Origin of the sequence: Alkalibacillus almallahensis (assembly GCF_011761495.1) — a bacterium.
GTDB classification, from domain to species: domain Bacteria; phylum Bacillota; class Bacilli; order Bacillales; family Alkalibacillaceae; genus Alkalibacillus; species Alkalibacillus almallahensis.
Genome location: NZ_JAASRU010000002.1, coordinates 1 through 23,308, shown reverse-complemented (window position 1 = coordinate 23,308; position 23,308 = coordinate 1). Strand labels below are relative to the sequence as shown.

At 37.7% G+C, this 23,308-nt stretch carries 18 protein-coding genes and 1 other annotated feature; of the genes, 9 read left to right on the top strand and 9 right to left on the bottom strand.

Going from position 1 to position 23,308, the window contains the following annotated elements; translation table 11 throughout:
* Positions 1-84: 84 nt before the first annotated feature.
* Positions 85-687, bottom strand: a complete 603-nt coding sequence (gene refZ, locus FHR85_RS02060) for a forespore capture DNA-binding protein RefZ (protein WP_167260572.1) — start codon at positions 685-687, stop codon at positions 85-87.
* Positions 688-804: 117 nt separating this feature from the next.
* On the opposite strand from refZ, the gene FHR85_RS02055 reads away from it, so the two are divergent.
* Together FHR85_RS02055 and rpsD are read left to right on the top strand one after the other, a co-directional pair.
* Positions 805-1,284: a GAF domain-containing protein gene (locus FHR85_RS02055; RefSeq protein ID WP_167260570.1), complete on the top strand. Its 480-nt coding sequence runs from the start codon at positions 805-807 to the stop codon at positions 1,282-1,284.
* 235 nt (positions 1,285-1,519) lie between these two features.
* Complete coding sequence (gene rpsD, locus FHR85_RS02050) at positions 1,520-2,122, top strand: 30S ribosomal protein S4 (protein ID WP_167260568.1); 603 nt, start codon at positions 1,520-1,522, stop codon at positions 2,120-2,122.
* A 49-nt stretch (positions 2,123-2,171) separates the two neighbouring features.
* Here the strand turns inward: rpsD and FHR85_RS02045 are convergent, their stop codons facing one another.
* On the bottom strand, positions 2,172-3,647 hold the full coding sequence (locus FHR85_RS02045) for a UDP-N-acetylmuramoyl-L-alanyl-D-glutamate--2,6-diaminopimelate ligase (protein WP_167260566.1): 1,476 nt from the start codon (positions 3,645-3,647) through the stop codon (positions 2,172-2,174).
* A 199-nt stretch (positions 3,648-3,846) separates the two neighbouring features.
* Here FHR85_RS02045 and FHR85_RS02040 point away from each other — a divergent pair, with 199 nt between their 5' ends.
* Complete coding sequence (locus FHR85_RS02040; RefSeq protein WP_167260564.1) at positions 3,847-6,621, top strand: UPF0182 family membrane protein; 2,775 nt, start codon at positions 3,847-3,849, stop codon at positions 6,619-6,621.
* Positions 6,622-6,669: 48 nt separating this feature from the next.
* Here the strand turns inward: FHR85_RS02040 and FHR85_RS02035 are convergent, their stop codons facing one another.
* Both FHR85_RS02035 and tyrS read right to left on the bottom strand, forming a co-directional pair.
* Positions 6,670-8,295, bottom strand: a complete 1,626-nt coding sequence (locus FHR85_RS02035; protein ID WP_243864130.1) for a glutathione ABC transporter substrate-binding protein — start codon at positions 8,293-8,295, stop codon at positions 6,670-6,672.
* A 168-nt stretch (positions 8,296-8,463) separates the two neighbouring features.
* On the bottom strand, positions 8,464-9,735 hold the full coding sequence (tyrS, locus tag FHR85_RS02030; RefSeq protein ID WP_167260562.1) for a tyrosine--tRNA ligase: 1,272 nt from the start codon (positions 9,733-9,735) through the stop codon (positions 8,464-8,466).
* Positions 9,736-9,774: 39 nt separating this feature from the next.
* Positions 9,775-9,979: a binding site (T-box leader), on the bottom strand.
* A gap of 125 nt (positions 9,980-10,104) precedes the next feature.
* Here tyrS and FHR85_RS02025 point away from each other — a divergent pair.
* From FHR85_RS02025 to FHR85_RS02010, 4 genes are all read left to right on the top strand, one after another.
* On the top strand, positions 10,105-13,359 hold the full coding sequence (locus FHR85_RS02025; protein ID WP_167260560.1) for a transglycosylase domain-containing protein: 3,255 nt from the start codon (positions 10,105-10,107) through the stop codon (positions 13,357-13,359).
* A 112-nt stretch (positions 13,360-13,471) separates the two neighbouring features.
* Positions 13,472-14,110, top strand: a complete 639-nt coding sequence (locus tag FHR85_RS02020; RefSeq protein WP_167260558.1) for a GNAT family N-acetyltransferase — start codon at positions 13,472-13,474, stop codon at positions 14,108-14,110.
* A gap of 15 nt (positions 14,111-14,125) precedes the next feature.
* Positions 14,126-14,773 carry an acetoin utilization AcuB family protein gene (locus tag FHR85_RS02015; protein ID WP_167260556.1) on the top strand — a complete coding sequence of 216 codons (648 nt, stop codon included), beginning with the start codon at positions 14,126-14,128 and terminating at the stop codon, positions 14,771-14,773.
* Positions 14,770-15,942 (top strand): acetoin utilization protein AcuC, encoded by a 1,173-nt coding sequence (locus FHR85_RS02010; RefSeq protein WP_167260554.1) that lies wholly within the window; start codon positions 14,770-14,772, stop codon positions 15,940-15,942. The genes FHR85_RS02015 and FHR85_RS02010 overlap by 4 nt, the downstream gene beginning before the upstream one ends.
* Before the next feature lie 48 nt (positions 15,943-15,990).
* On the opposite strand, the gene motS is transcribed toward FHR85_RS02010, so the two are convergent.
* From motS to FHR85_RS01990, 4 genes are all read right to left on the bottom strand, one after another.
* Positions 15,991-16,770 (bottom strand): flagellar motor protein MotS, encoded by a 780-nt coding sequence (gene motS, locus FHR85_RS02005; RefSeq protein ID WP_167260552.1) that lies wholly within the window; start codon positions 16,768-16,770, stop codon positions 15,991-15,993.
* Complete coding sequence (gene motP, locus FHR85_RS02000; protein WP_167260550.1) at positions 16,767-17,576, bottom strand: flagellar motor protein MotP; 810 nt, start codon at positions 17,574-17,576, stop codon at positions 16,767-16,769. Before motP ends, motS begins: the two co-directional genes overlap by 4 nt.
* Before the next feature lie 53 nt (positions 17,577-17,629).
* On the bottom strand, positions 17,630-18,631 hold the full coding sequence (gene ccpA / locus FHR85_RS01995; RefSeq protein WP_167260548.1) for a catabolite control protein A: 1,002 nt from the start codon (positions 18,629-18,631) through the stop codon (positions 17,630-17,632).
* A gap of 211 nt (positions 18,632-18,842) precedes the next feature.
* Positions 18,843-19,919: a bifunctional 3-deoxy-7-phosphoheptulonate synthase/chorismate mutase gene (locus tag FHR85_RS01990; protein WP_167260545.1), complete on the bottom strand. Its 1,077-nt coding sequence runs from the start codon at positions 19,917-19,919 to the stop codon at positions 18,843-18,845.
* Positions 19,920-20,130: 211 nt separating this feature from the next.
* Here FHR85_RS01990 and FHR85_RS01985 point away from each other — a divergent pair, with 211 nt between their 5' ends.
* Both FHR85_RS01985 and mntR read left to right on the top strand, forming a co-directional pair.
* The gene (locus FHR85_RS01985; protein WP_167260543.1) at positions 20,131-22,284 is read left to right on the top strand and encodes a cell division protein FtsA; all 2,154 of its coding nucleotides are present in this window, start codon (positions 20,131-20,133) and stop codon (positions 22,282-22,284) included.
* Between the two features lie 107 nt (positions 22,285-22,391).
* Entirely contained in the window at positions 22,392-22,817 is a 426-nt protein-coding gene (gene mntR / locus FHR85_RS01980) for a transcriptional regulator MntR (RefSeq protein WP_167260541.1), read from the top strand.
* Positions 22,818-22,850: 33 nt separating this feature from the next.
* Here the strand turns inward: mntR and ytxJ are convergent, their stop codons facing one another.
* Positions 22,851-23,174: a bacillithiol system redox-active protein YtxJ gene (gene ytxJ, locus FHR85_RS01975; protein ID WP_167260539.1), complete on the bottom strand. Its 324-nt coding sequence runs from the start codon at positions 23,172-23,174 to the stop codon at positions 22,851-22,853.
* Positions 23,175-23,308 lie beyond the last annotated feature (134 nt).

The window sequence follows — 23,308 nt, the reverse complement described above, 5'->3', positions numbered from 1 at the left end:
TATACTTATATACCCAATCATATCACGATTTAACCCGATTTGGCTAAAAAAATGTCAATTTATAAAAATTTCTTTATATAACATTTATTCTGCTAATAACGGTGAAAACCATTGATTTAATAAATTAATATACGATTGGATAAACACACCTCTACTATCATCCCACTCATATTCGCGTTTCCACTCATTACCGTAAATAAATGGACCATTAATCAAACTCTTAAACTGTAAATAAAACGCCTCTTGTTCCATCTTATTTGCCTTTACTCGCTCCGTTATTTTCTCGACAAGCGTTTTGAAGTAATATGTTTCCTTCGCGACATAAGTTGAGAATAATTCGCGGATAAATTGATTATCTAAAGTTAACTCACGCTGAATGAAACATGTAAATTGAAAATGCTTCTCTTTATAATGTATAATTTCCTTTATCACATTCAAGAAATCATCTTTTGTCGAAATAGGGTGTTCGTCTATTAATGATTCAAGCATTTCTAAATAATATTCATAATAATCGGTAGTCGCTTGCTCGAGTAAACCTTGTTTATTTTTAAAATAATAACTGATCAATGACACATTAACATTTGCTTGATCAGTGATTGCTCTTATAGATGTACCATTAAATCCGTTGTAATAAAACAACTCTTTGGCAGCATTCATTATTTTTTCACGACTAGATTGTTTAGACACGAAACCACCTCCACCTGTAACTAATCGACTATACCATACTTATTAATTTCGACAATGTTAGCTGTTATCCTGTCTAATATAGATGATTAATAATATTTTTTAAAGGAGATTCACAAAATGTTTGAAGTCCAATCTTACACTGGAACTAAATCACAAAGCTATGAACAATTATTAAAACAACTAGACAGTCTACTTGAAGGAGAAGTTAGCGTAACAGCAAACTTAGCAAATGCTAGCGCCTTATTAAACCAGTTTCTCGACAACGTGAACTGGGTTGGATTTTACACGATGAATCATGGCGAACTCGTTCTTGGACCATTCCAAGGTTTACCTGCATGTGTGAAAATCCCTAATGGTAAAGGCGTTTGTGGAACAGCTACCCAAGAACGGGCGACCCAATTAGTGCCTGATGTCCATCAATTTCCTGGTCACATTGCATGTGATGCTCAAAGCCAATCTGAAATTGTCGTTCCTATCATAGTAAATGACGAAATTTTTGGCGTTTTAGATATTGATGCTCCTATTAAAGAACGTTTTGATGAAACAGATCAGCATTACTTAGAAAAGTTTGTCGAAACACTTAAAAAGCATTTATAGAATAAAATCACGATAGGGCTTGACTTTATTCACTACACATCCTATAATATCTTTTGTGTAAAATAAAAGGCAGCCTCGGTGGAATGACTGTGGTCTGCATTTTGTACCTCAAATTGAGGTGTATCGCGTAACTCTCTGCTGCTGGAGCGAAGGTACATGAAAGCAAAATGCGCATAGATCAGGAAGCTCACTGTTTTTATTTTATGCAAAATAAAATAAAAAGGAGGAGACGCTCGTGGCACGTTTCACAGGCTCTCTATGGAAGAAATCACGTCGCTATGGTATTTCTCTAACTGGTACAGGTAAAGAATTAGAGAAGCGCCCATATGCGCCAGGTCAACATGGTCCATCTCAACGTAAAAAACTTACTGAATATGGACTACAACTACAGGAAAAACAAAAACTTCGTTATATGTACGGATTAACTGAACGTCAATTCCGTCGTATCTTTGACGATGCTGCTAAAATGCGTGGTGTTCATGGTGAGAACTTCATGCAAATCCTTGAATCTCGCCTAGATAACTTAGTTTATCGTGCTGGATTCGCTCGTACACGCGCACAAGCTCGTCAATTAGTGACACATGGTCATATCACATTAGATGGTGGTCGCGTTGACATCCCATCTTACCGTGTGCTACCTGGTACAGTTGTTGGTGTACGTGAGAAATCACAAAACCTTGATGCAATTAATGAAGCTCTAGAAGCTGCTAACGTAATTCCAGAATACGTTACAACAGATGCGGACAAGAAAGAAGCTACTTTCAACCGTTACCCTGAACGTTCTGAGCTTTCTTCAGAAATTAATGAAGCGCTTATCGTTGAGTGGTATTCACGTTAAGTTGCCTAATAAAAAACTCAAGCCAAAATTTTGGCTTGAGTTTTTTATATTATTCTTTTGATACTTCAGTTGCTAATAATCGATCGACATAATTAACGGTTTCCCCGTCTGTTTTCGTCCCCCACTCATTCTCATAATCATAAAGTTCATGACCTTGTCCACTTATAACCACCCAGTCTTCCGGTTTTGCACTTTTTATGATCTGTTCAATTAATCGGTGACGTGGTTTCTCGACTGTTAAGCGCTGATCATTCCACACACTGACTAAATGACTCATTTCATCAAACATACCTTCTACTGTTTCACCATTTAATTCTCCGATTGTTAAAGTGGTTTGATCACTATATTTTAAGGATTGACGAACCATATCGCCTCTTTTACTCTTATCACGGTTCCCCTTAAAACCAAAAATATGGAATAAGCGACCAGACTTTATCGTATAAACAGTAGCCAATAATTGTTGAATAGCATCTGATGTGTGTGCATAATCAACAACAACTTTCACCCCATTACTCATTTCAAATAAATCAAATCTTCCAGGCACTCCTGAGAAGGTTTTAACCTTATCCACTAATAATTGAGGTTTTTCAACTAAATCATTTGCTACAGAAAAAGCCAAGGCCAAGTTATATAAATTATACAAACCTAACTGTGGTGAATGAATTGAAAAAGAATCTTCGTCAATCTTTAATGTCATGTTACAACCTTCATTGCAATCCATGTCCATTAATCTTACATCAGCATCAAATGACTGCCCAATACGTTTAACATGGTATTGATGGGACTCTAGCCATTCATAAAGCTGTTTTCCCCAGTCATTATCGACATTGACCAATGCTTGTCCGTAAGGCTTTAATTGTGAAAAGAGTTGTCTTTTCGCTTTAAAATAAGCCCACATGTCAGCGTGATAGTCTAAATGTTCATAGCTCAAATTCGTAAAAATGCCATAATCAAATGTGACGCCTGCTAATCGGTTCTGATCAAGAGCATGTGACGACACTTCAATTACCATAACGTCATCTTGACTATCATAAACGTGTTGATATAAGTCTAAGACACTCGGCGTTGTTTGCTTTTGTGTAAAGGTCTGACCATTAATGACACATTTAACCGTTCCGATTAACCCTGTTTGGTAATTCGATTCAACCAACAAGTGATGCAACATATGGCTTGTCGTTGTCTTACCATTCGTGCCAGTAACACCAATAACCAATTTATCTTCGAACGGGTAATCATAAAATACTTTAGCCAGTTCCCCTAATATATGTCTACTATTGTCAACTTTTATATAAGGTACATCATAACCTGTTAAATCCTTCTCTCCAATTACAGCAACTGCTCCACGATCAATCGCATCTTGAATATATTGATGACCATCTGCTTCATATCCTTGAACTGCTATGAATAAATCTCCACTTTTGACTTTTTGGGAGTGATCGACAAGGCCTCCGATTCTTGGATCATCCATAGCATCTATAAGTTCAGGTTGTTTAATTTCTTTTATTAAATCATGTAGTTGTCGCATGAGCTAGTCTCCTAAATTGTTGTCGTGTTTTATGATTATACTAAATACTTCTGATTCCAAAAAACATTTTTCGACTAATTTATGTGTTTCAATTAAAAATAAGTCATAAAAACCATCTCACAATGTTACCTTATAACTATATCTAGCGACTGTATTTTGGTATAATAGTCATTGGACTATACACGGAGAGGGAGATTGCATGAGTGACGATAATGTGTTTCAACACCCGAATCAAAAGAAAGAATCGGGTTCAAAATGGTTGAAACTTATAAAATGGTTAAGTATTATTCTGATTCCATTCATTATAATCGGTTTATTAAGTTTTAACTGGATTATTGAATACATTTGGATGGATTCCGTTGGTTACGAGCAAGTATTCACAACTATATTAATGAGTCGAGTTTCGCTGGGCTTAATTGGTTTTATACTTTATTTTGTAGTAGCCTATGTTACATTCTTTTGGATACACCGGGCTTACATAAAATTCTTAAACAAAGAAACGATCCCACCAATTTTGTTAAAGAAAAAATCTGCGTATACGATTATATTTCTTATCGCTCTAATTTTTGGTGCTGTAGGCACAGTTATGGTACAAGGGATCGGTTGGGAACCTGCTTTAAAAGCATTAAATTATGAAACATTTGGTCAAACAGATCCACATTTTAATTTAGATTTTTCCTTTTACATTTATTTATTACCGATTTTCGAGTTAGTTATTAATTTACTATTGGGCTTAACAGTCTTTATGACCGTTATAATTGGGCTAGCTTACTCAGTTTTCAACATGTACCGAGAAAGTCGAGTAGCTCAATGGCATCTAGGTGTTAGCGTTGCGTTAATCGGGATATTTATAGCTCTCAATCATCTACTTGAACCATACAATACCCTTCTAACCAATCAAGTAAACTGGTTTCAAGAAAGTGTTGTTTATGGCTTAAGTTATACAGATGATGTGATTAACATACCTAAGGCTTATATCTTGGCCGGTATCGCGATATTAGGTGTAGGAATTTTAATTGCTGCCTTAATTAAAGGTAATTTAACATGGATGGTTATCCCTATTGCACTGTACATTACCGTGGCATTAACCGGCCAAATTGTCTCGGCTGTTGTTCAAAGTTATGTGGTTTCTCCAAATGAATTTAATCGTGAGGAACCTTATTTACAGCATAATCTTGATTTAACGCTTGATGCTTACGATTTAAACGATATTACTGTAGAAGATCACCCAGGCTCTCGCAGCTTAGATCAGGAGATGATTGATCGAAATCAAGATACAATCGAAAATGTACGTATCAATGATTCACGCCCTTTACTAGACGTTTATAACCAATTACAGACATTCCGAAATTACTATGAATTTAATGATGTCGATATTGATCGTTATGAAATTAATGGTGACTATCAACAGGTATTTGTCGGCACCCGTGAATTAAATACATCAGACTTACCGGACCAAGCAAGAACTTGGCGAAATGAAAAGTTACGGTATACACATGGTTACGGGGTAACGATGAGCCAAGTTAATGAGATAGACTCTCAAGGACAACCAGAATACTTAGTCCAAGATATACCTGCAGAAGGTGAAGTCGAGATTACACGACCACAGATTTATTTCGGTGAAGAACAAGCACAGAACGTGATGGTTAATACCCAAGTAGATGAATTTGATTACCCAATGGGAGATAGCAACCAATCTTACCGTTTTAGTGAAGATACTGGTATTTCATTAGCAGGTATTAATCGCACCTTATTCTCAATCAGTGAAGGTTCATTTAGAATGTTCACGTCTGATCAAATCACTGACGACAGTCAACTACTAGCAACTCGAAATATTGAAGATCGTGTTGAGCGCATTGCACCATTTATAGACTATGATCAAGATCCATATATCGTGGTCCGTGATGATGGTTCACTTGTTTGGGTAATTGATGCATACTTGAAGTCAGGAAATCACCCATATTCTGAGAGACATAATGGTGAAGATAACTATATTCGTAACTCTGTTAAAGTAACTGTTGACGCCTACTCTGGGGAAGTCGATTTCTATGTTGTTGATGAGGAAGATCCATTGCTGAAGACATATGAAAATATGTTCCCGCAATTATTCACTCGAGAAATACCAGAAGATATTGAAAAACATTTCCGTTACCCAGTTGATTTATTTGAAATTCAATCGGACATTTATGGAACTTATCATATGGGTAACTTAGAAGTATTTTATAACCGTGAAGACCGCTGGGAATTCTCAACTGAACGGTATTTTGATCAGGATATTACGATGGAACCTTATTATATCACAATGGCACTACCAGGAAATGATGAGGAAGAATTTGTGCTCATGTCACCTTACACTCCTAAAAACCGGCAAAATATGATTGCTTGGATGGGTGCTAGAAATGATGGTGACAACTATGGTGAACTAGTGGTTTATGAGTTTCCGAAACAACGCAACATTTACGGAACTCAACAAATTGAAAACCGTATTAACCAAGATAGTGTTATTTCACAAGAACTGAATTTATGGTCACAAGGTGGTTCAAGTGTCATTCGAGGTAACTTATTAACGATTCCAATCGAAGACACTGTCATGTACGTTGAGCCGATTTATATCGAATCTTCTAATGAAACATCATTACCTGAAGTGAAGCAAGTTGTCGTCGCTTATGGTGATTATATTGTCATGGAACCTACATTCGATGACGCCTTAGAAGAATTAGTTGATCGAATTGAACGTGGTGCTCCTACAAACATGCCTGAAGATGCTGAAAATCCAGATGGCGAAGGTACTGGAACTGGCGAAACTGATCAAGAGGATAACGAACAGCAAACACCTCCAATTAGCGAAGACGCTCAAGAACGTCTGAATAACGTTTCTGAACTATTTGATGAGTACCAAAATGCTCTATCAAATGGTAATTGGGAAGAAGCTGGTCAGATTATGAATGATATTGAAAACTTATTAAATCAATAAGAAAAAGGAGAGCTCAATTATGTTGAGCTCTCCTTTTAATTTACAAGCTTATTCCGATTTTTTAACGTCTTTTAAATAAGGGAAACTACTTGGATACTGGTAGAATCCTTCTATATCTTCACTTAACCCTGCTAGTAGGACAGAATGATATAATGGTACGATAGGTGATTCATCAATAATAATTTGCTGTGCTTCCTCGTATAATTCTAAACGTTTCTCTTCATCATTAGATCGTCTAGCTTCTTCTAATAGTTGATCAACCTTATCATGACTAAAGAATGAACGATTACCTGCCGACCCTGCGTTTTCAGAATGGAACATTGGATATAAACCATAATCAGCATCTAGAGTGACAGTGCCCCAACTACCGACTAACATATCATGCTCTCCTTGTGCTGTTAAATCTAAGTAAGCACCTATATCCAATTGTTCAATATTCAGTTCAATGTTGAGTTCTTCTAATTCAGACTGAATATAAACAGCTGTATCAGCCGTCGTTTTATCATAGACATAAACATCTAGACTAAAGCCTTCCTCATAACCCTCTTCTTTTAATATTTCTTTTGCTTCTTCCACGTCATGTTCAATCAACTCTAATTCATCACTGTATCCATTCACTGTTGGCGCTAATGGACCAGCCGCTGGTAAAGGAACGCCACTCATCAAGCCTTCTACTAAAGCTTCTTTATCAATAGCCATATTAATAGCTCGGCGTACCCCACGATTATCTAACGGCTCTTTTTCAACATTAAAACCTAAGTAAGACATACTAGCACTTTCTGATTCTTTCACACGACCTTCTTCTGACTCATTAATACTAGACACTTTATCGGTATTGACCGGATAAATGATATCAGCTTCATCAGTCAGTAATTCTGAAACACGTGAACTTTCTTCAGGAACTGCTTTGAAAACAATGCGTTCAAAGTTAGGTTTTTCTCCCCAGTAATCTTCATTTTTCGTTAAGATTACATTTTCGCCTGAATTATGTTCCTCTAATTCATAATACCCTGTACCTACAGGATTTTCATTAACAGCTGTAAGTGGGTTTTCTCCATTCTCCATCCCTTCGTAATCCGCTTCTATTGATTTCGGACTAATCATGTGACCACCAGGGTGAGCTAAATGAGCTGGCAGTGCTGAGAATGGGTATTCTGTATGAATTTGAACTGTATAATTATCAACGACTTCTACCTCATCAATCATATCAAATAAGAAGCTTAAGGTCGCCCCAACTTCTGGATCTAAAACACGATCAAGATTCATCTTGACCACTTCTGCATTAAATGGTTCACCATCATGAAATGTGACATCTTCCCTTAACTTAAACTCCCAAGTCGTTTCATTCACTTGTTCATAACTTTTAGCTAAACTCGGTTCAAGCTCAAGATCTTGATTCATCCGAACTAATGTATCATAAATATTAGTCATCACATATAACGAGATCCCATCATTTGCTGCATGTGGATCAAGTGATGATGGTGTTGAATCCAGATCAACCACGAGTTCTTCATTATTACCATCAGATTCTTGCTCTTGCGTTTTACCTTCTGCAGATTCTTCTGATTGGTTCTCTTCCCCTTCTTCTGAATCGCTGCTACCTTCACTTGCACAAGCTGCTAATGCAACTAACACAACTAATAGTAACGATAATTTCTTCATGATGTTTAACATGATAATCCCCCTTAATCAATTCATGTTGTATCAAAATTAGTTTATGACATCATACAACAAAATGATTATACCCTTATAAACATCATAATTCAAATAAAGCTCATCCATTTAGTCTGGTTTTTATAAAAATAAACAGCCAACCTTAAATAAAGTTGGCTGTTTATGAATTTATGAGCTATGACGTACTAAAAAGTATTTCTTCTTACCACGGCGAATGACAGTAAATGCATTATCAATTCGATCTTCATGATTCACAACATAACCCAAATCTTGCTGGCGTTGATCATTAATATAAATCGCACCATTTTGAATATCTTCGCGTGCTTGACGTTTAGATGAAGAAATTTTTGCTTCAACAAGTAAATCAATTAAACCTTTTTCGGAATCAATTAGTTCATAGGTCGGAATATCTTTAAAACCGACCTCAACCTCTTCTTTAGTTAAATCATTGATATCTCCACCAAAGAGTGCAGCTGTAATACGTTGTGCTTGATTGAGGGCTGCTTCACTATGAACCATTTTCGTCATTTCTTCAGCTAATCGACGCTGAGCTATTCTTTGTTCTGGACGTTCTGATAGTTCTTTTTCTAATTCAGCAATCTCCTCTAATGATAAGAAGGTGAAAGATTTCAAGAACTTCACGACATCACGATCGTCGGTATTAATCCAGAATTGGTAAAATTCATAAGGACTCGTCTTCTTCTCATCAAGCCAAATAGCTCCGCCCGCTGTTTTACCAAACTTTGAACCATCAGCCTTAGTGATTAATGGTACTGTCAGACCGTATGCCTCAACGTCTTCGCCTTCATCACTTTTACGACGAATAAATTCTAATCCAGCTGTAATATTACCCCACTGGTCACTACCACCAATTTGTAAGGTCACATTTTCTTGTTGATTTAATCGTTGGAAATCAAGTGACTGAAGCAACATATAAGTGAATTCTGTAAAAGAAATCCCGTTTTCGATTCTTGTTTCAACAGAATCCTTCGCTAACATATAATTAACACTGAAATGCTTACCTACATCACGCAATAAATCGATCACTGACATCTCTGAAAGCCAATCATAGTTATTCACGACTTTAGCTCCTGTTTTCTCATCAGAAAAATCAATTAAACGAGACAATTGACTCTCAATATTAGCCACCCAATCTTGAACAATTGATTCCTCATTCAATTGACGTTCTTCACTACGTCCACTCGGATCACCAATTAAACCAGTGCCACCACCAACTAATGCAATCGGTCGATGACCCGCTTCTTGGAAACGTTTCAGCATTAAAATAGGTAATAAATGACCAATATGAAGGCTATCAGCTGTAGGGTCAAATCCACAATATAATGACACTCTATCTTCAATTAAATGATTTTCTAACCCCACATCATCAGTCATCTGATTAATGAGCCCTCTGGCATGTAAATCTTCAATAATATTCATGGTATACCTCCTTTAAAATATAAAAAAGCCCCTCATCCGCTTAGGGACGAGAGGCTCGCGTTACCACCCTATTTGTGTCTTCAAATACAAGACACCACTTCTTTCGTTAACGGGACTAACCGTCTCATAATCGAGAAAAGCTCCTAGCCGTAATTCAGTCCATAGTGTGTACTGATTTGCACCACCCATCAGCTCTCTGTAACACCATCATTATGTCCTTACTTCAACTATTCGTCGCTTGTTATTTTTATTTGATCATTATATTTTTACCATAGTCTTACTAAAAACGCAACATAATCATTCTAATAGATGATATGACGATTAGACAAGATATGCTATAATATAATCGATATTTTAGGAGGTTCGTCGATGAGTAATCAAAAATCTGACAATAAATTTCTTTCATTTTTTCAAAAAGGGAAATTTCCGAAATACACACGTGTTTCACTCGATATTGCTTGGAATGTCTTACTATTCTTCATCATTATCGGTGTAACCGTCGCCTTTTTTATTGGTGGATTAGGTTTCGGCTATCTCGCTTCTTTAGTTGAAGACGTAGAAGTTAGTGAAGCTAGTGAAATGACAGAAATGGTCCATAACTATGAAGAAACATCTGAAGTTTATTTCGCTGACGAAAAATACTTAGGTGAAATTCGTGGTAATATACACCGTGAACAAATTAGTAGTGATCAAGTCTCACAAACTTTCATAGACGCTGTGATTGCTACTGAAGACGAGAATTTCTATGAGCACGAAGGTATTGTACCAAAGGCCATCATGCGTGCCCTATACCAACAATTTGCTGGAACACCTACTCAAACTGGTGGTAGTACATTGACCCAGCAGCTCGTTAAAAACCAAATCTTGTCTAATGAAGTATCATTCGAACGTAAGGCTGAGGAAATATTTATTTCTTTACGCTTAGAACAATTTATTGATAAGGAAAATATATTAGAAGCTTATCTAAATGTCGTGCCATTTGGGCGAGACTCAACCGGGCGTAATATTGCTGGTATTCAAGCAGCAGCTCAAGGAATCTTTGATGTAAATGCTGAAGAATTGAATATCCCTCAAGCTGCCTATATCGCTGGTTTACCACAAAATCCATATGTTTATACACCATATGCTAATGGTGGTGAACTTAAACCAGAAGAACAACTACAACCTGGTTTAAACCGAATGGAATCAGTTCTGGAACGTATGCATGACGCTGGGAAAATTAGTGATCAAGAATATGAAGAGGCTTTAAATTACGACATTGTCTCTGATTTCACACAAAAAACAGAATCGATTCGCGACGATTATCCGTTTATTGCAGATGAAGTTCAAAGACGTGCACGCGACGTCTTAGCTGAACAATTAGCTGAAGAACAAGGTGAATTAGAAGAATATAATAATGTTGACTCAACACGTCAGCATTACCGTGATTTAGCCATGAATGAATTGCGTCATAGCGGACTAAAAGTGCATACAACCATTAAGAAAGATATTTATGACGAATGGCAAGTTAGAAAGAATAAGTTTGACAATTACGGTAGAACAAAAACCGTTCAAGTAGAAAATCCTGATACAGGTGAAATAACACAAAAAGAAATTCCTGTTGAAGCTGGCGCGATGATGATTGAGAATAGTTCAGGTGCCATTTTAAGTTTTGTGGGTGGTCGAGATTTCGACAGACGCCAAGTCAATAATGCAACCTATAATATTCGACCTCCTGGTAGTACGATGAAACCGTTGTTTGGTTATGCAGTCGGAATGGAATTAGGTATTATTCAACCTGGATCACCTCTTTTAAATGTTAAATTTGACTACTACCCTGGCGAACCATGGTCACCAAGTAACTATATTTCCTATGATACGGGTGGATTTGTTAGCGCAAGAGAAGCATTGCGGGATTCCGATAACATCCCTGCTTCCCGTTTGATGATTGACATCATCGAAGAAGATGGTAATCCAAAACGATTTTTAGACAAAATGGGGATTGATGGTGGACAAAACGTTCCATCAAACGTTCTAGGTCCATCACCTCCTATGACCATTGAAGAAAATGTCTCTGCTTATACGACTTTCGCTAATCAAGGTAACCATAAGAGTCCGTACATGGTTGAGCGCATTGAAGATGATGAAGGCAATATTATTTATGAACATGAATCCGAATCTGAGGAAGTCTTCTCGCCTCAAACTGCTTATTTAACGATCGATATGATGCGTGATGTCGTCAACAATGGTACGGCAGCATCCTTAAATTACACATTGAATAATCCTGGTGTTGACTGGGCTGGTAAAACAGGTACATCTGGAGACTATAAAGATGCTTGGTTTGTAGGTACTAACCCAAATGTCACAGTCGGAACATGGATGGGGTATTACAATCATGATGAAGCCGTAAATCCATCTGCTCTAGAGCTAAACCATGATCAGTATAGTAGACGTAACCTACAGTTTTGGTCGGAACTCGTTAATTCTTCTGCTGAGATAAATTCTGACCTTGTAACACCAAGTGAAAGCTTTTCAAGTCCTGGGGGCATTGTTTCACGCAGTTACTGTGGATTAACAGGTAACGCCCCAAGTGATATGTGCGCTGAACTCGGTTTAGTTAGTACTGATCTATTTAACACTGACTATGCACCGTCTTCAAGCGATAACGACATCTTCTCAACTAGTGACTATGTCGAAATAGATGGCGATCGTTATCCAGCTGTTGATGCAACACCTAGTGAATTTACCGAAGAAGGCTTTACAATGGAAAACGACTTTATCGATGAATTTGGCTGGGGCACAACTTATCGAGTTGGTTCTGGTTGGTCTGACCCAGTTGATATGGACCAAATCATCGAGGATGGTGATATCCCAGACTTGGTCAACGTTGAAGACGAATTAGATGATGAAGGCGCACCTAGCGCACCATCCAATGTATCTATTTCAGGCGGTACACTTAATTGGTCTGGAGCAGACGGTCAAGTTGTTGGTTATAGAGTTTACCGTGCTGCAGATGAAGATAGCTCATTTAGTGAAATTGGAAATACAACGTCAACAGAAATTTCTCTTCCATCAAGTGATTCTGTCTATGCAGTGAGAGCTGTAAGTCTGTATGGCCATGAATCAAACCTATCTGAATCAGTAATTTATGGTTCACTTGAAGAAGAGGAAGAAGAAAGTGAAGAGTCTGGTTCTGAAGGAGATTCTGGATCAGGAGATAATAATGACTCCAGTGAAGGATCTGACGATGGTTCCAGTGGCGGTTCCGATGGTGGTTCTGACGATGGTTCCAGCGGCGGTTCCGGTGGTGGTTCTGACGATGGTTCCACCGACGGTTCCGATGGTGGTTCTGACGATGGTTCCAACGGCGGTTCCGGTGGTGGTTCTGACGATGGTTCCACCGACGGTTCCGATGGTGGTTCTGACGATGGTTCTAACGGCGGTTCCGGTGGTGGTTCTGACGATGGTTCCAGCGGCGGTTCCGGTGGTGGTTCTGACGATGGTTCCAGCGGCGGTTCCGGTGGTGGTTCTGACGATGGTTCCAACGGCGGTTCCGGTGGTGGTTCTGACGATGGTTCCACCGACGGTTCCGATGGTGGTTCTGACGATGGTTCCACCGACGGTTCCGGTGACAGTTCAAACTAAATCAACCCTAAATTATTCAAATCCCACTGACTCAATTCAGTGGGATTTTTCTATAAGAATGATGACTAAACATGTTATAATAGACTTATCATTTGATTTAGGTGGTGTCACTTTGAAGCATCCAAAAACCTATCATCACAAAACAATTCAGAATGGCGATCAAGTCATTATTGTAGAAGGACCTCTATCTTCAACTTTTTTAGCTGATTATTACTTCGATGAAGGGTTAACAGCATTTCGTCCAGCTAAGAAGCAATTTGAAGCGGTAAAGTCTATTGCTGATTTTGAAGAAGGGCGTATTATTATTGCGCGTGATGGTGATAAAATCGTTGGTTATGCAACCTTTTTGCATCCTGATCCATTAGAGCGTTGGTCTGAAATCAAAATGGAAGATTTGATTGAATTAGGTGCTATCGAAGTATCTAATGACTATCGTGGTCTTAGTATTGGATCCACTTTGCTAGAAGTGGCGATGTTAGATCACCAAATGGAGAATTATATTGTCATTACAACTGAATATTATTGGCATTGGGATATGGATTCGACACGGCTTAACATTTGGCAATACCGCGAAATTATGGAGAGAATGATGGGCCATGGTGGACTGACACCTATGTCAACAGACGACCCAGAAATTATGTCCCACCCCGCTAATTGTTTACTCGTTAGAATTGGTGAAGATGTGCCAAAAGAATCAATTGAAACATTCGATTCATTACGCTTTATGGGTAAGCGTCATGATTGGATGTAAAAATGAGGTGAGACGATGTTAGTAGAAGAAATTATGTCAAAACCCACGGTCAAATTAAGCCCTAGTGACTTAATTGAAGAGGCCTTAGCACTATTAAATGAACATACCATCCGACATATCCCAATTGTGGACGAAAATGACCAAGTCGTTGGTATTTTATCGGACAGAGATGTTCGAGATGCAACACCATCTATCTTAGAACCTGAACAAAATTATCAAATCTTAAAACATGATATATCGTCTATCATGACTTCCCCTGTCATTACCGTTCATCCGCTAGATTTCATCGAAGATATTGCATCAATTTTTTATGATCATGAGATTGCTTGTGTCCCAGTGACGAAAAATAACCAACTGGTCGGAATTGTAACAGAGAAGGACTTACTATATCGCTTAATTCAGCTTACAGGCATTCATGAACAAAGTTCTCAGATTGAAATAAAAGTGCCGAACAAAGTAGGTGTTTTACCACAAGTCACCAAGATTGTTAGTGATCGAAATACAAATATTTCTTCTGTCTATGTCTATCCTTATCAAGATAGCTATACTCAGAAAATTATTGTCTTAAGAATTCAAACGATGAATCCGATGCCATTAATTGATGAACTAAAACAACACGGTTATGAAGTTATTTGGCCTAATATTCCGGGGTTATCAAAATGACACGACGACAAGCAGGATTCATCTATACAGATACGTTTCAAAACTACAATTTTGGTGAACAACATCCCTTTAATCAAAAACGTGTTGAATTAACTTACGAATTACTTAAAGACATGAAAGCAATTAGTGATGATCAAATTATCACACCTCGTATTGCAACTGATTCTGAAATCGCTTTAGTTCATGACCCTAAATATATTGATGCGGTTAAACGAGCAGGTCGAAATGAATTAAAAGAAGAGGAAACAATTGAGTTTGGAATTGGGACTGAGGATACACCTGCCTTTCAAGACATGCATCTTGCAGCGAGCCAATTAGTTGGTGGTACATTAAGTGCCGTCGATCATGTCTTAAATGGTTCTTACAATACTGTCGTTAATCTCGGTGGAGGATTACACCATGGTTTTCGCCGTAAAGCATCTGGCTTTTGTATTTATAATGATGCAGCGATAGCCATTCAGTATATTAGAAAGCATTATGATTATAATGTATTATATGTTGATACAGATGCACATCATGGCGATGGTGTCCAATGGATATTTTACGATGACCCTAATGTTTGTACCCTTTCGATCCATGAAACAGGTCGTTATTTATTTCCGGGCACAGGTAATATAAACGAACGTGGGCACAATGATGGTTATGGCACTTCGTTTAATGTTCCGATTGATGCTTTTACGGAAGATGAGTCATTTTTAGATGCTTATCAAAAGACTTTATTCAATGTCGCAGAGCATTTTAATCCAGATATTATCGTGACTCAAAATGGAGCTGATGCGCATGTTCTTGATCCATTATCCCATTTGGCCTGTACGATGAAGATTTATGAGGAGATCCCTAAATTAGCCCAATCTGTTGCAGATACTTATTGTCAGGGTAAATGGGTTGCTTTAGGTGGTGGTGGCTATGATATTTGGCGTGTGGTGCCTCGTGCTTGGTCACAGTTATGGGCTGTTGCTAGTCAAGGAGAACCATTTGAAGGCGACATACCAGCTTCATGGCTTGAGCGCTTTCAATCAGAAAGTCCAGTTACACTTCCTACAACATGGCATGACAAAGATGATATTTATAAACCAATCCCAAGAAAAGAAGAAATAACCGAGAAAAATAGCATTCTCGTACAAAAATTATTACAACCAATCCTCAACGACCGTAATTATATGATGTGAAAAAAGCCTAATGGAGATAACTATTATTAGTCTCCATTAGGCTTTTTATTAGGATGAACCTTGATCTAATTCTAGGATCACCATTTCTACCCGACGATTGCGTTGTAAATTGTCTTCGGAATTATTATCTGAAACAGGACGATATTCAGCATATCCCGTCGCTTCAAAGCGTGTTGGATCTAATGAATGTTCTTCAATAAAATATCGAATCACACTACTAGCTCTTGCCGTCGATAATTCCCAGTTGGAAGGATATCGGTATGTATTAATCGGGCGATCATCCGTATGGCCCTCAACTTCAACATTATTAGGCATATTCCCTAACAGTAAAGCTAATTGATCTAAAAATGGTTGGAAATCCTCGATTAACTCCGCTTCACCCGTTTCAAATAACACACGTTCTTGTAAGACAAGCACAACGCCTTGATCCGTTTGATTAGCGGAAATCATATCATTTAACTCATTCTCATCTAGGTAGGCCTGAATTTCTTCATATATTTCATCTAGATTCTGCTGATCTTCCTCGGCTGTTATATCTTGACTGGGTTCCTGATTTGGTTGAGATTCATCTTCAGAATCATTCTCCCCGTCCGTTTCACTTTCTTCCTCAAAATCAGTTGGGTTCTCTTCTTCAATCGGTGAAGGCATAAAGTCGAAAATAACATTTTGGCGATATGATTCAGCGACTGCATTAAACTTCGTTGCATCAATCTGAGACATCGAAAACAACAAAATAAAGAATACGAGAATCAATGTCATCATATCTGAATATGTAACCATCCAAAGCGGAGCACTACGTTTTGGCTGCTTTTTATTTTTTGGCTTCATGTTACCTCCTCTTTCTGGTCTTCCTCCTCTTGATCATCTTTCGTTGTTTCAGCAGGTAAGAAAGCACTTAGTTTCTCCTCAAGAATTTTCGGATTCTGACCAGACTGAACGCCGATCACACCTTCAACAACGACTTGTTTCATAAAAATTTCTTCTTCCGTTCGTGAAACTAATTTACCTGCTATAGGTAAGAACACAAGATTCGCAAGAACCATGCCATAGAAAGTCGTTAATAATGCCACTGCCATACTTGGTCCAAGTGTTTCTGGATTATTCAGTTGATTTAACATCAAGATTAAACCAATTAGTGTACCAATCATTCCCCAAGCAGGCGCATATTCACCAGCTTTTTCTATAATCGAACGTCCCTTGCTATGACGTTCTTCAGTCGCAGCAATTTCAGCATTCATAATATCATTAATGACTTCAGGTTCAATGCCATCAATAGCTAGATAAATCCCCTTTTTAATAAAGGGATCATTCAATTCTTCAACTTCACTCTCTAATGCCAGGAGTCCTTCACGTCTCGCTTTTTCTGATAATGATATAAATAATTGTATTAGTTCTCTTAAATTATAATCATCGTCTCGAAACGATTCTTTAAAAACCCTTAAACTTAATTTCATTTCTGCTAAGTTAAAGTTAACAAATAATGCACCTGTTAAACCACCAATCACAACAATCATGGAGCTAATTTGAATAAATGATGTTACACCACCGAAGCCATCATTAAAATAAATGCCTAGCAAAAGCATTGTCGCACCAAGACCAATGCCGACTGGTGTTAGTATGTCACTTTTTTTCATCTCTCTCTCACCCTACTTCTATATAAGCCTACCTATGAACTATATCGTCAGGTTTAGTTTTTTGTTGAGTCTCTAACAACAATTCGATGAGGTAAAGTGACTTGTTCTTCTTCAATTTCTTCCCCGCGAAGTAATTTCGTTAATAAACGCATTGAGACGGCCCCGATATCATACATCGGTTGTAATACACTGGTTAAGGTTGGTCTGACCATATTAGCTAAACGCGTATTATCAAAACCAACAACATTTAAATCATCTGGCACTTTTATGCCGTAATCCTGTGCACCGTGAACGACCCCTAGTGCCATTTCATCTGAAGATGTAATAATTGCCTTAGGGGGATTCGATTGATTTAAGAAATAATTCGCGGCATCAATACCAGACTGGTAACTGTCATCTCCTGGATAGACGTATTCTTCATTGAATGGTAAACCACTTTCTTTAATAGCATCTAAATAGCCTTGACGTTTCATTTCATTAATCTTAGCGTTTAAAGGAGACGTAACAAACCCAATCGCTTCTTTATCAATTTGTTGACTTAAGTGAATAACGGCATCTTTCATCGCTTCATAATAATCAATATTAACAGAAGGTAACGTGTGGCTATCATCTACTGTGGCTGCTAGGATCACCGGGACATTAGCTTGGCTAAACGCTTCAATATGCTCACTTGTTACTGAAGAGCCCATAAAAATGACTCCGTCTACTTGTTTTTCTAACATATTATCTAACAAGTCTAGCTCTTTATTTTGTTGCTGATCAGAGCTACTCAAAATAATATGATATTTATACATTGAGGCAATATCCTCAATACCTCTTGCTAGTTCTGCAAAAAACAAATTCGAAATGTCTGGGATAATGACACCTACTGATGTTGTTTTTCGGCTAGCTAAACCTCGCGCAACCGCATTTGGCCTAAAACCTAATTCCTCGATTGCATTCAATACTTTTTGTCTCGTAGCTGGTTTTACATTGGTATTCCCGTTAATCACACGAGAAACGGTCGCCATTGAGACATTTGCTTCTTTTGCTACATCATAAATAGTTACACCCATAGTCAACGACTCCTTATTACAGGTTACTTTCCTTCTAAGCCCACATTATTAGTCTCAATAACTAATAGGCATGTGAGATTTATCATAATCGACAACACTTGAATTGCAATATAAAGCGCAAATCAAGAAAATATTTAAATTATTTCAATAATAATTTTAAGCATAAGACAAATTTCGCTCTATCGCAACAGCATGCTAAAGATTTTACAATTTAGTCATGAGTTAGCAGGGTTGGCTGTCTTAGGTTCTGGATAAAATGCTCGAATGTTGGCAAGTCCATCTGTTGTTGTGAATCAGATAATGCGACAGCTGGATCAGGATGTACCTCTGCCATAATCCCGTCAGCACCAATTGCTAATGCTGCTTTGGCTGCTGGTAATAATAAATCACGTCTACCCGTCGAATGCGTGACATCTACCATCACTGGTAAGTGCGTTTCACGTTTAAGTACTGGCACAGCGGTAATATCGAGTGTGTTGCGTGTAGCTGTTTCATAAGTTCTAATACCACGTTCACACAAGATAATATTAGGGTTCCCTTGCGAGACAATGTATTCAGCAGCATTTAAAAATTCATTAATCGTTGCTGCTAAACCACGCTTTAAGATAATCGGAACATTAGCTTTCCCAGCTTCTTTTAATAAATCGAAATTCTGCATATTACGGGCACCAATTTGAATAATATCTAAATATTTCTCACCTAAAGCGATATCATTAGGGTGCGTAATTTCACTCACAACTTTTAAACCGTGGCGATCACCCACATCACGTAAGATTTTCAGACCTTCTTCACCTAAACCTTGAAAATCATAAGGTGATGTACGAGGCTTAAAAGCACCTCCTCTTAATATACGGATACCTTGCTGTTTCACCACTTCAGCTACTTGGTCAACTTGCTCAAACGATTCAACTGAACAAGGCCCCATCACAAATTGTTGTTCGCTATTTCCAATGTGAAGATCATCAACGGCTACAATCGTATCTGTCGGCTGCTTCTCTCGTGATACGAGTAATGTCTTATGATAATCATCTTCCTGTAATTCTTTTGCCGCTTTAAAGATTTCCTTAAATAAATGTTCAATAGTTGAATACTCAAATGGCCCTTGATGTTGCTCGACGATGTGGTTTAACATATCACGTTCTCGTTCAGGGTCATAAGCTTTCATCCCTTGAGCTTTCTTAATATCGCCGAGTTCTTTGACGAGTTGACCACGTTTATTAATGAGTTCGAGCAATTGTATATTAACTTGATCAAGTTCTTCTCTTAGTGAATCTAATTGATTATTCATTGTTCTTGCCTCCAGCTTCAGTTTATATTAAGTGATATTTATGGTACATTATCCTTAATTAATCTCATTGTTTTATATTTATAATCTTTGTCGTTTTCTAGTCACATTATATCGAACCACGGCCTAAATGTCATTAAAGGTCGTCTTATACTAGACAATACTTCATACATTTTTTGAATAGATCTTATAAAGACTTAAGGAGGTGACCTGTATGAGTCGATTATTTGCTTTAGATATTGGAACACGTAGTGTCGTCGGTATTATTCTTGAAAAAGAAGAAGATGTTTATCATGTAGTCGATATGGTATCGCATGAACATAAGGAACGATCCATGGTGGATGGACAAATACATAATGTAATGGCTGTTTCAGACGTTATTAAAACAGTCAAAGAAGAGCTTGAAGCTAAACATGGTCCTTTGACTCATGTTTGTGTGGCTGCAGCTGGACGTGCGCTTAAAACAGAACAAAGTCGCGTTAGTGTCAGTATTGCTGAACAACCAATTATGTCGAATGAAGACATATTTCATTTAGAGTTGGCAGCTGTTCAACAAGCCCAATATCAACTTGCTGAAAAACAAGCTGATAACTACAGCGCTCAGTATTATTGTGTCGGTTACTCGGTCACGCATTATTATTTAGATGATCAAAACATTGGCTCTTTAATCGACCAACAAGGCGAAGAAGCAACAGTTGATATTATTGCTACCTTTCTACCTAAAGTCGTTGTAGAATCTCTATTAGCAGCTTTACAGCGTGCTGACTTAGAGATGGAAGCCTTGACTTTAGAGCCTATCGCAGCGATTCAAGTGCTAATTCCTCAATCCATGAGAAAACTCAATGTCGCTTTAGTTGATGTTGGCGCTGGTACTAGCGATATTGCGATTACTAAAGACGGTACCGTGTTCGCTTATGGAATGGTTCCAAAAGCTGGTGATGAGATTACCGAAGCGATCAGTCAAGAATATCTTTTGGACTTTCACCAAGCTGAACAAGCCAAACGCCAATTAATTGATCAAAATATGATGGAAGTAGAAGATATTCTAGGATTTACAACTAGTGTTTCAGTTGATGACGTTACCAAACAAATCAGCTCAAGCATCGGCAATTTATCTCGATCTATTTGCGAACAAATTATCAGTTTAAATAAAGAATCGCCACAAGCTGTCATGTTAGTCGGTGGTGGTAGCTTAACCCCTTCTCTGACGGATCATATTGCTGAAACATTACAGTTACCTGCTAATCGAGTAGCTGTAAGAGATATTGAAGCAATCAAGAATCTTAAAGGACAAGAACAGCTTCCTCATAGTCCTGAATTTGTCACGCCAATTGGAATAGCAATCGCAGCAAAGCAAAGTCCTGTCCATTATATTAGTGTCACTGTCAATCAACGGATGGTACGTTTATTCGATGTGAAACAACTGACGATTGGGGATTGCTTATTAGCGGCCGGCCTAGAAATCAAAAAACTATACGGCAAACCTGGCATGGGCTTATTCATAACATTTAATGACAAGCCTGTCACTCTTCCAGGAACTTATGGAGAAGCACCAACTATAAAAATTAACGGAGAAGTAGCTTCATTACAAGATCACATTCAACACGGTGATGAGATTGAAGTATTCCCTGGAGAAGATGGTAAAACCCCACAATACACCATTGAAACATTAACTGGTCCAATTGAGCATCTAACAGTGTCTATTCACGACCAACCTATTCAAGTTCAGCCGACGATTCAATTGAATGAAGAGAACGCTCATATAACGAGTCCATTAAATGATGGTGATCATGTCATTTATCAATCACGTCATACAGTTTATGATATTTTAGAACAACATACACAGCTAGACTTATCAAAAATTAACCAATCTTTCGATATCAATATTAACGGCGAAACTGTGCAAATATTTCCCGAACAGGTGACAGTCTTTCAAAACGACCAAAAAACGATGCTGTCTAATCTGGTCCAACATCATGATCGTCTAACTTATACCCTCAATGAATCAATTCAGATTGATGATGTATTAACCCATTTAGATCAAGGACCAAAAACTGGTATAACTGTCTTTTACGAAAACAAACCTGTAGAATTACAACCTACATCGTTTAATATGACAACAAACGGAGTCGCGTGTGATCGACAAACATTGGTTCATCCAAATGATATCATCACGATAGACGAACCTGTTCAACAATCATTCATTTTTCAAGATTTATTCCGCTTTATAGAGTTGAATGTTTCTGAGATCTCAGGGAAACGCTTCAAACTCTACCGTAATCAAGAGCCAGTAGGATTCTCGGAGCCGATTCAAGATGGTGATCAACTATCAATTGAATGGTTTGATTCTGTTCGTGAGCTGTATTAAACCGTTGCAGATTAACTAAAAAAACCGATTGCACCTGACAATATACCTTTTGCAAACGGCTTTTGTTTGCTAAAATAGAAGTTAATTAATAATCATGGAGGTTCAACATGCCTACTCCAAGTATGGAAGATTACATTGAACAAATCTATTTACTAATCGATCAAAAAGGATATGCTCGGGCTTCCGATATAGCTGAACGACTATCTGTCCACCCGTCATCTGTTACCAAAATGGTTAAAAAACTAGATGAGAAGGATTATATCCATTATGAGAAATACCGTGGCTTAGTTTTGACGGATAAAGGAAATAAAATCGGTAAACGGCTTGTCTATCGCCATGAATTACTGGAACAATTCCTTGAACTAATTGGCGTTGAAGAAGGCGAGATTTACGAGGAAGTGGAAGGAATAGAACATCATTTAAGCTGGAATAGTATCTTCCGAATTGGGGATTTATTGGAATACTTTCAAGAAGACCCTGAACGCTTAAAACAATTAGAAGACATCCAAAAACGAAATAGTAACAAAGAATAATAAAGAGGCTCTCATTTTGTGAGAGCCTCTTTATTATGTTTGTACAACATTCTCTAGTTGGTCTTCCTTAATCTCAAAGTGAGAGGTATGATATTCAACATTGCCTTGTTTAATATAAAATACTTGTGGTGATTGATGTTTTATATTAAGTTCCTCAGCAACTTGATTAGATAAATCTCGATTTTCTTGAATATGAATAATGTAAGCTGGAATCTCATGATTAGTAGCAAATGATTCAACATGACCTTTGGCCTCAGCACTAATTGGACATGTTAAACTATGTTTTAATAAAATAGCTTCATTTTGATTTAAAGCTTGATTTAATTGAGCTTCTTCTGTGATTTGTTGTACTGTCATCTAAACACTCCTTCTAGTATCAATCCTTAATTAAACATAAAAAAAGGTTCTAAGTCAAATGTTGGGGTGCTCTCTTAAGAGCACTCCTTACTTATGCCATTTGGCCTTGTATATCCTTATATTTATGATGCAAT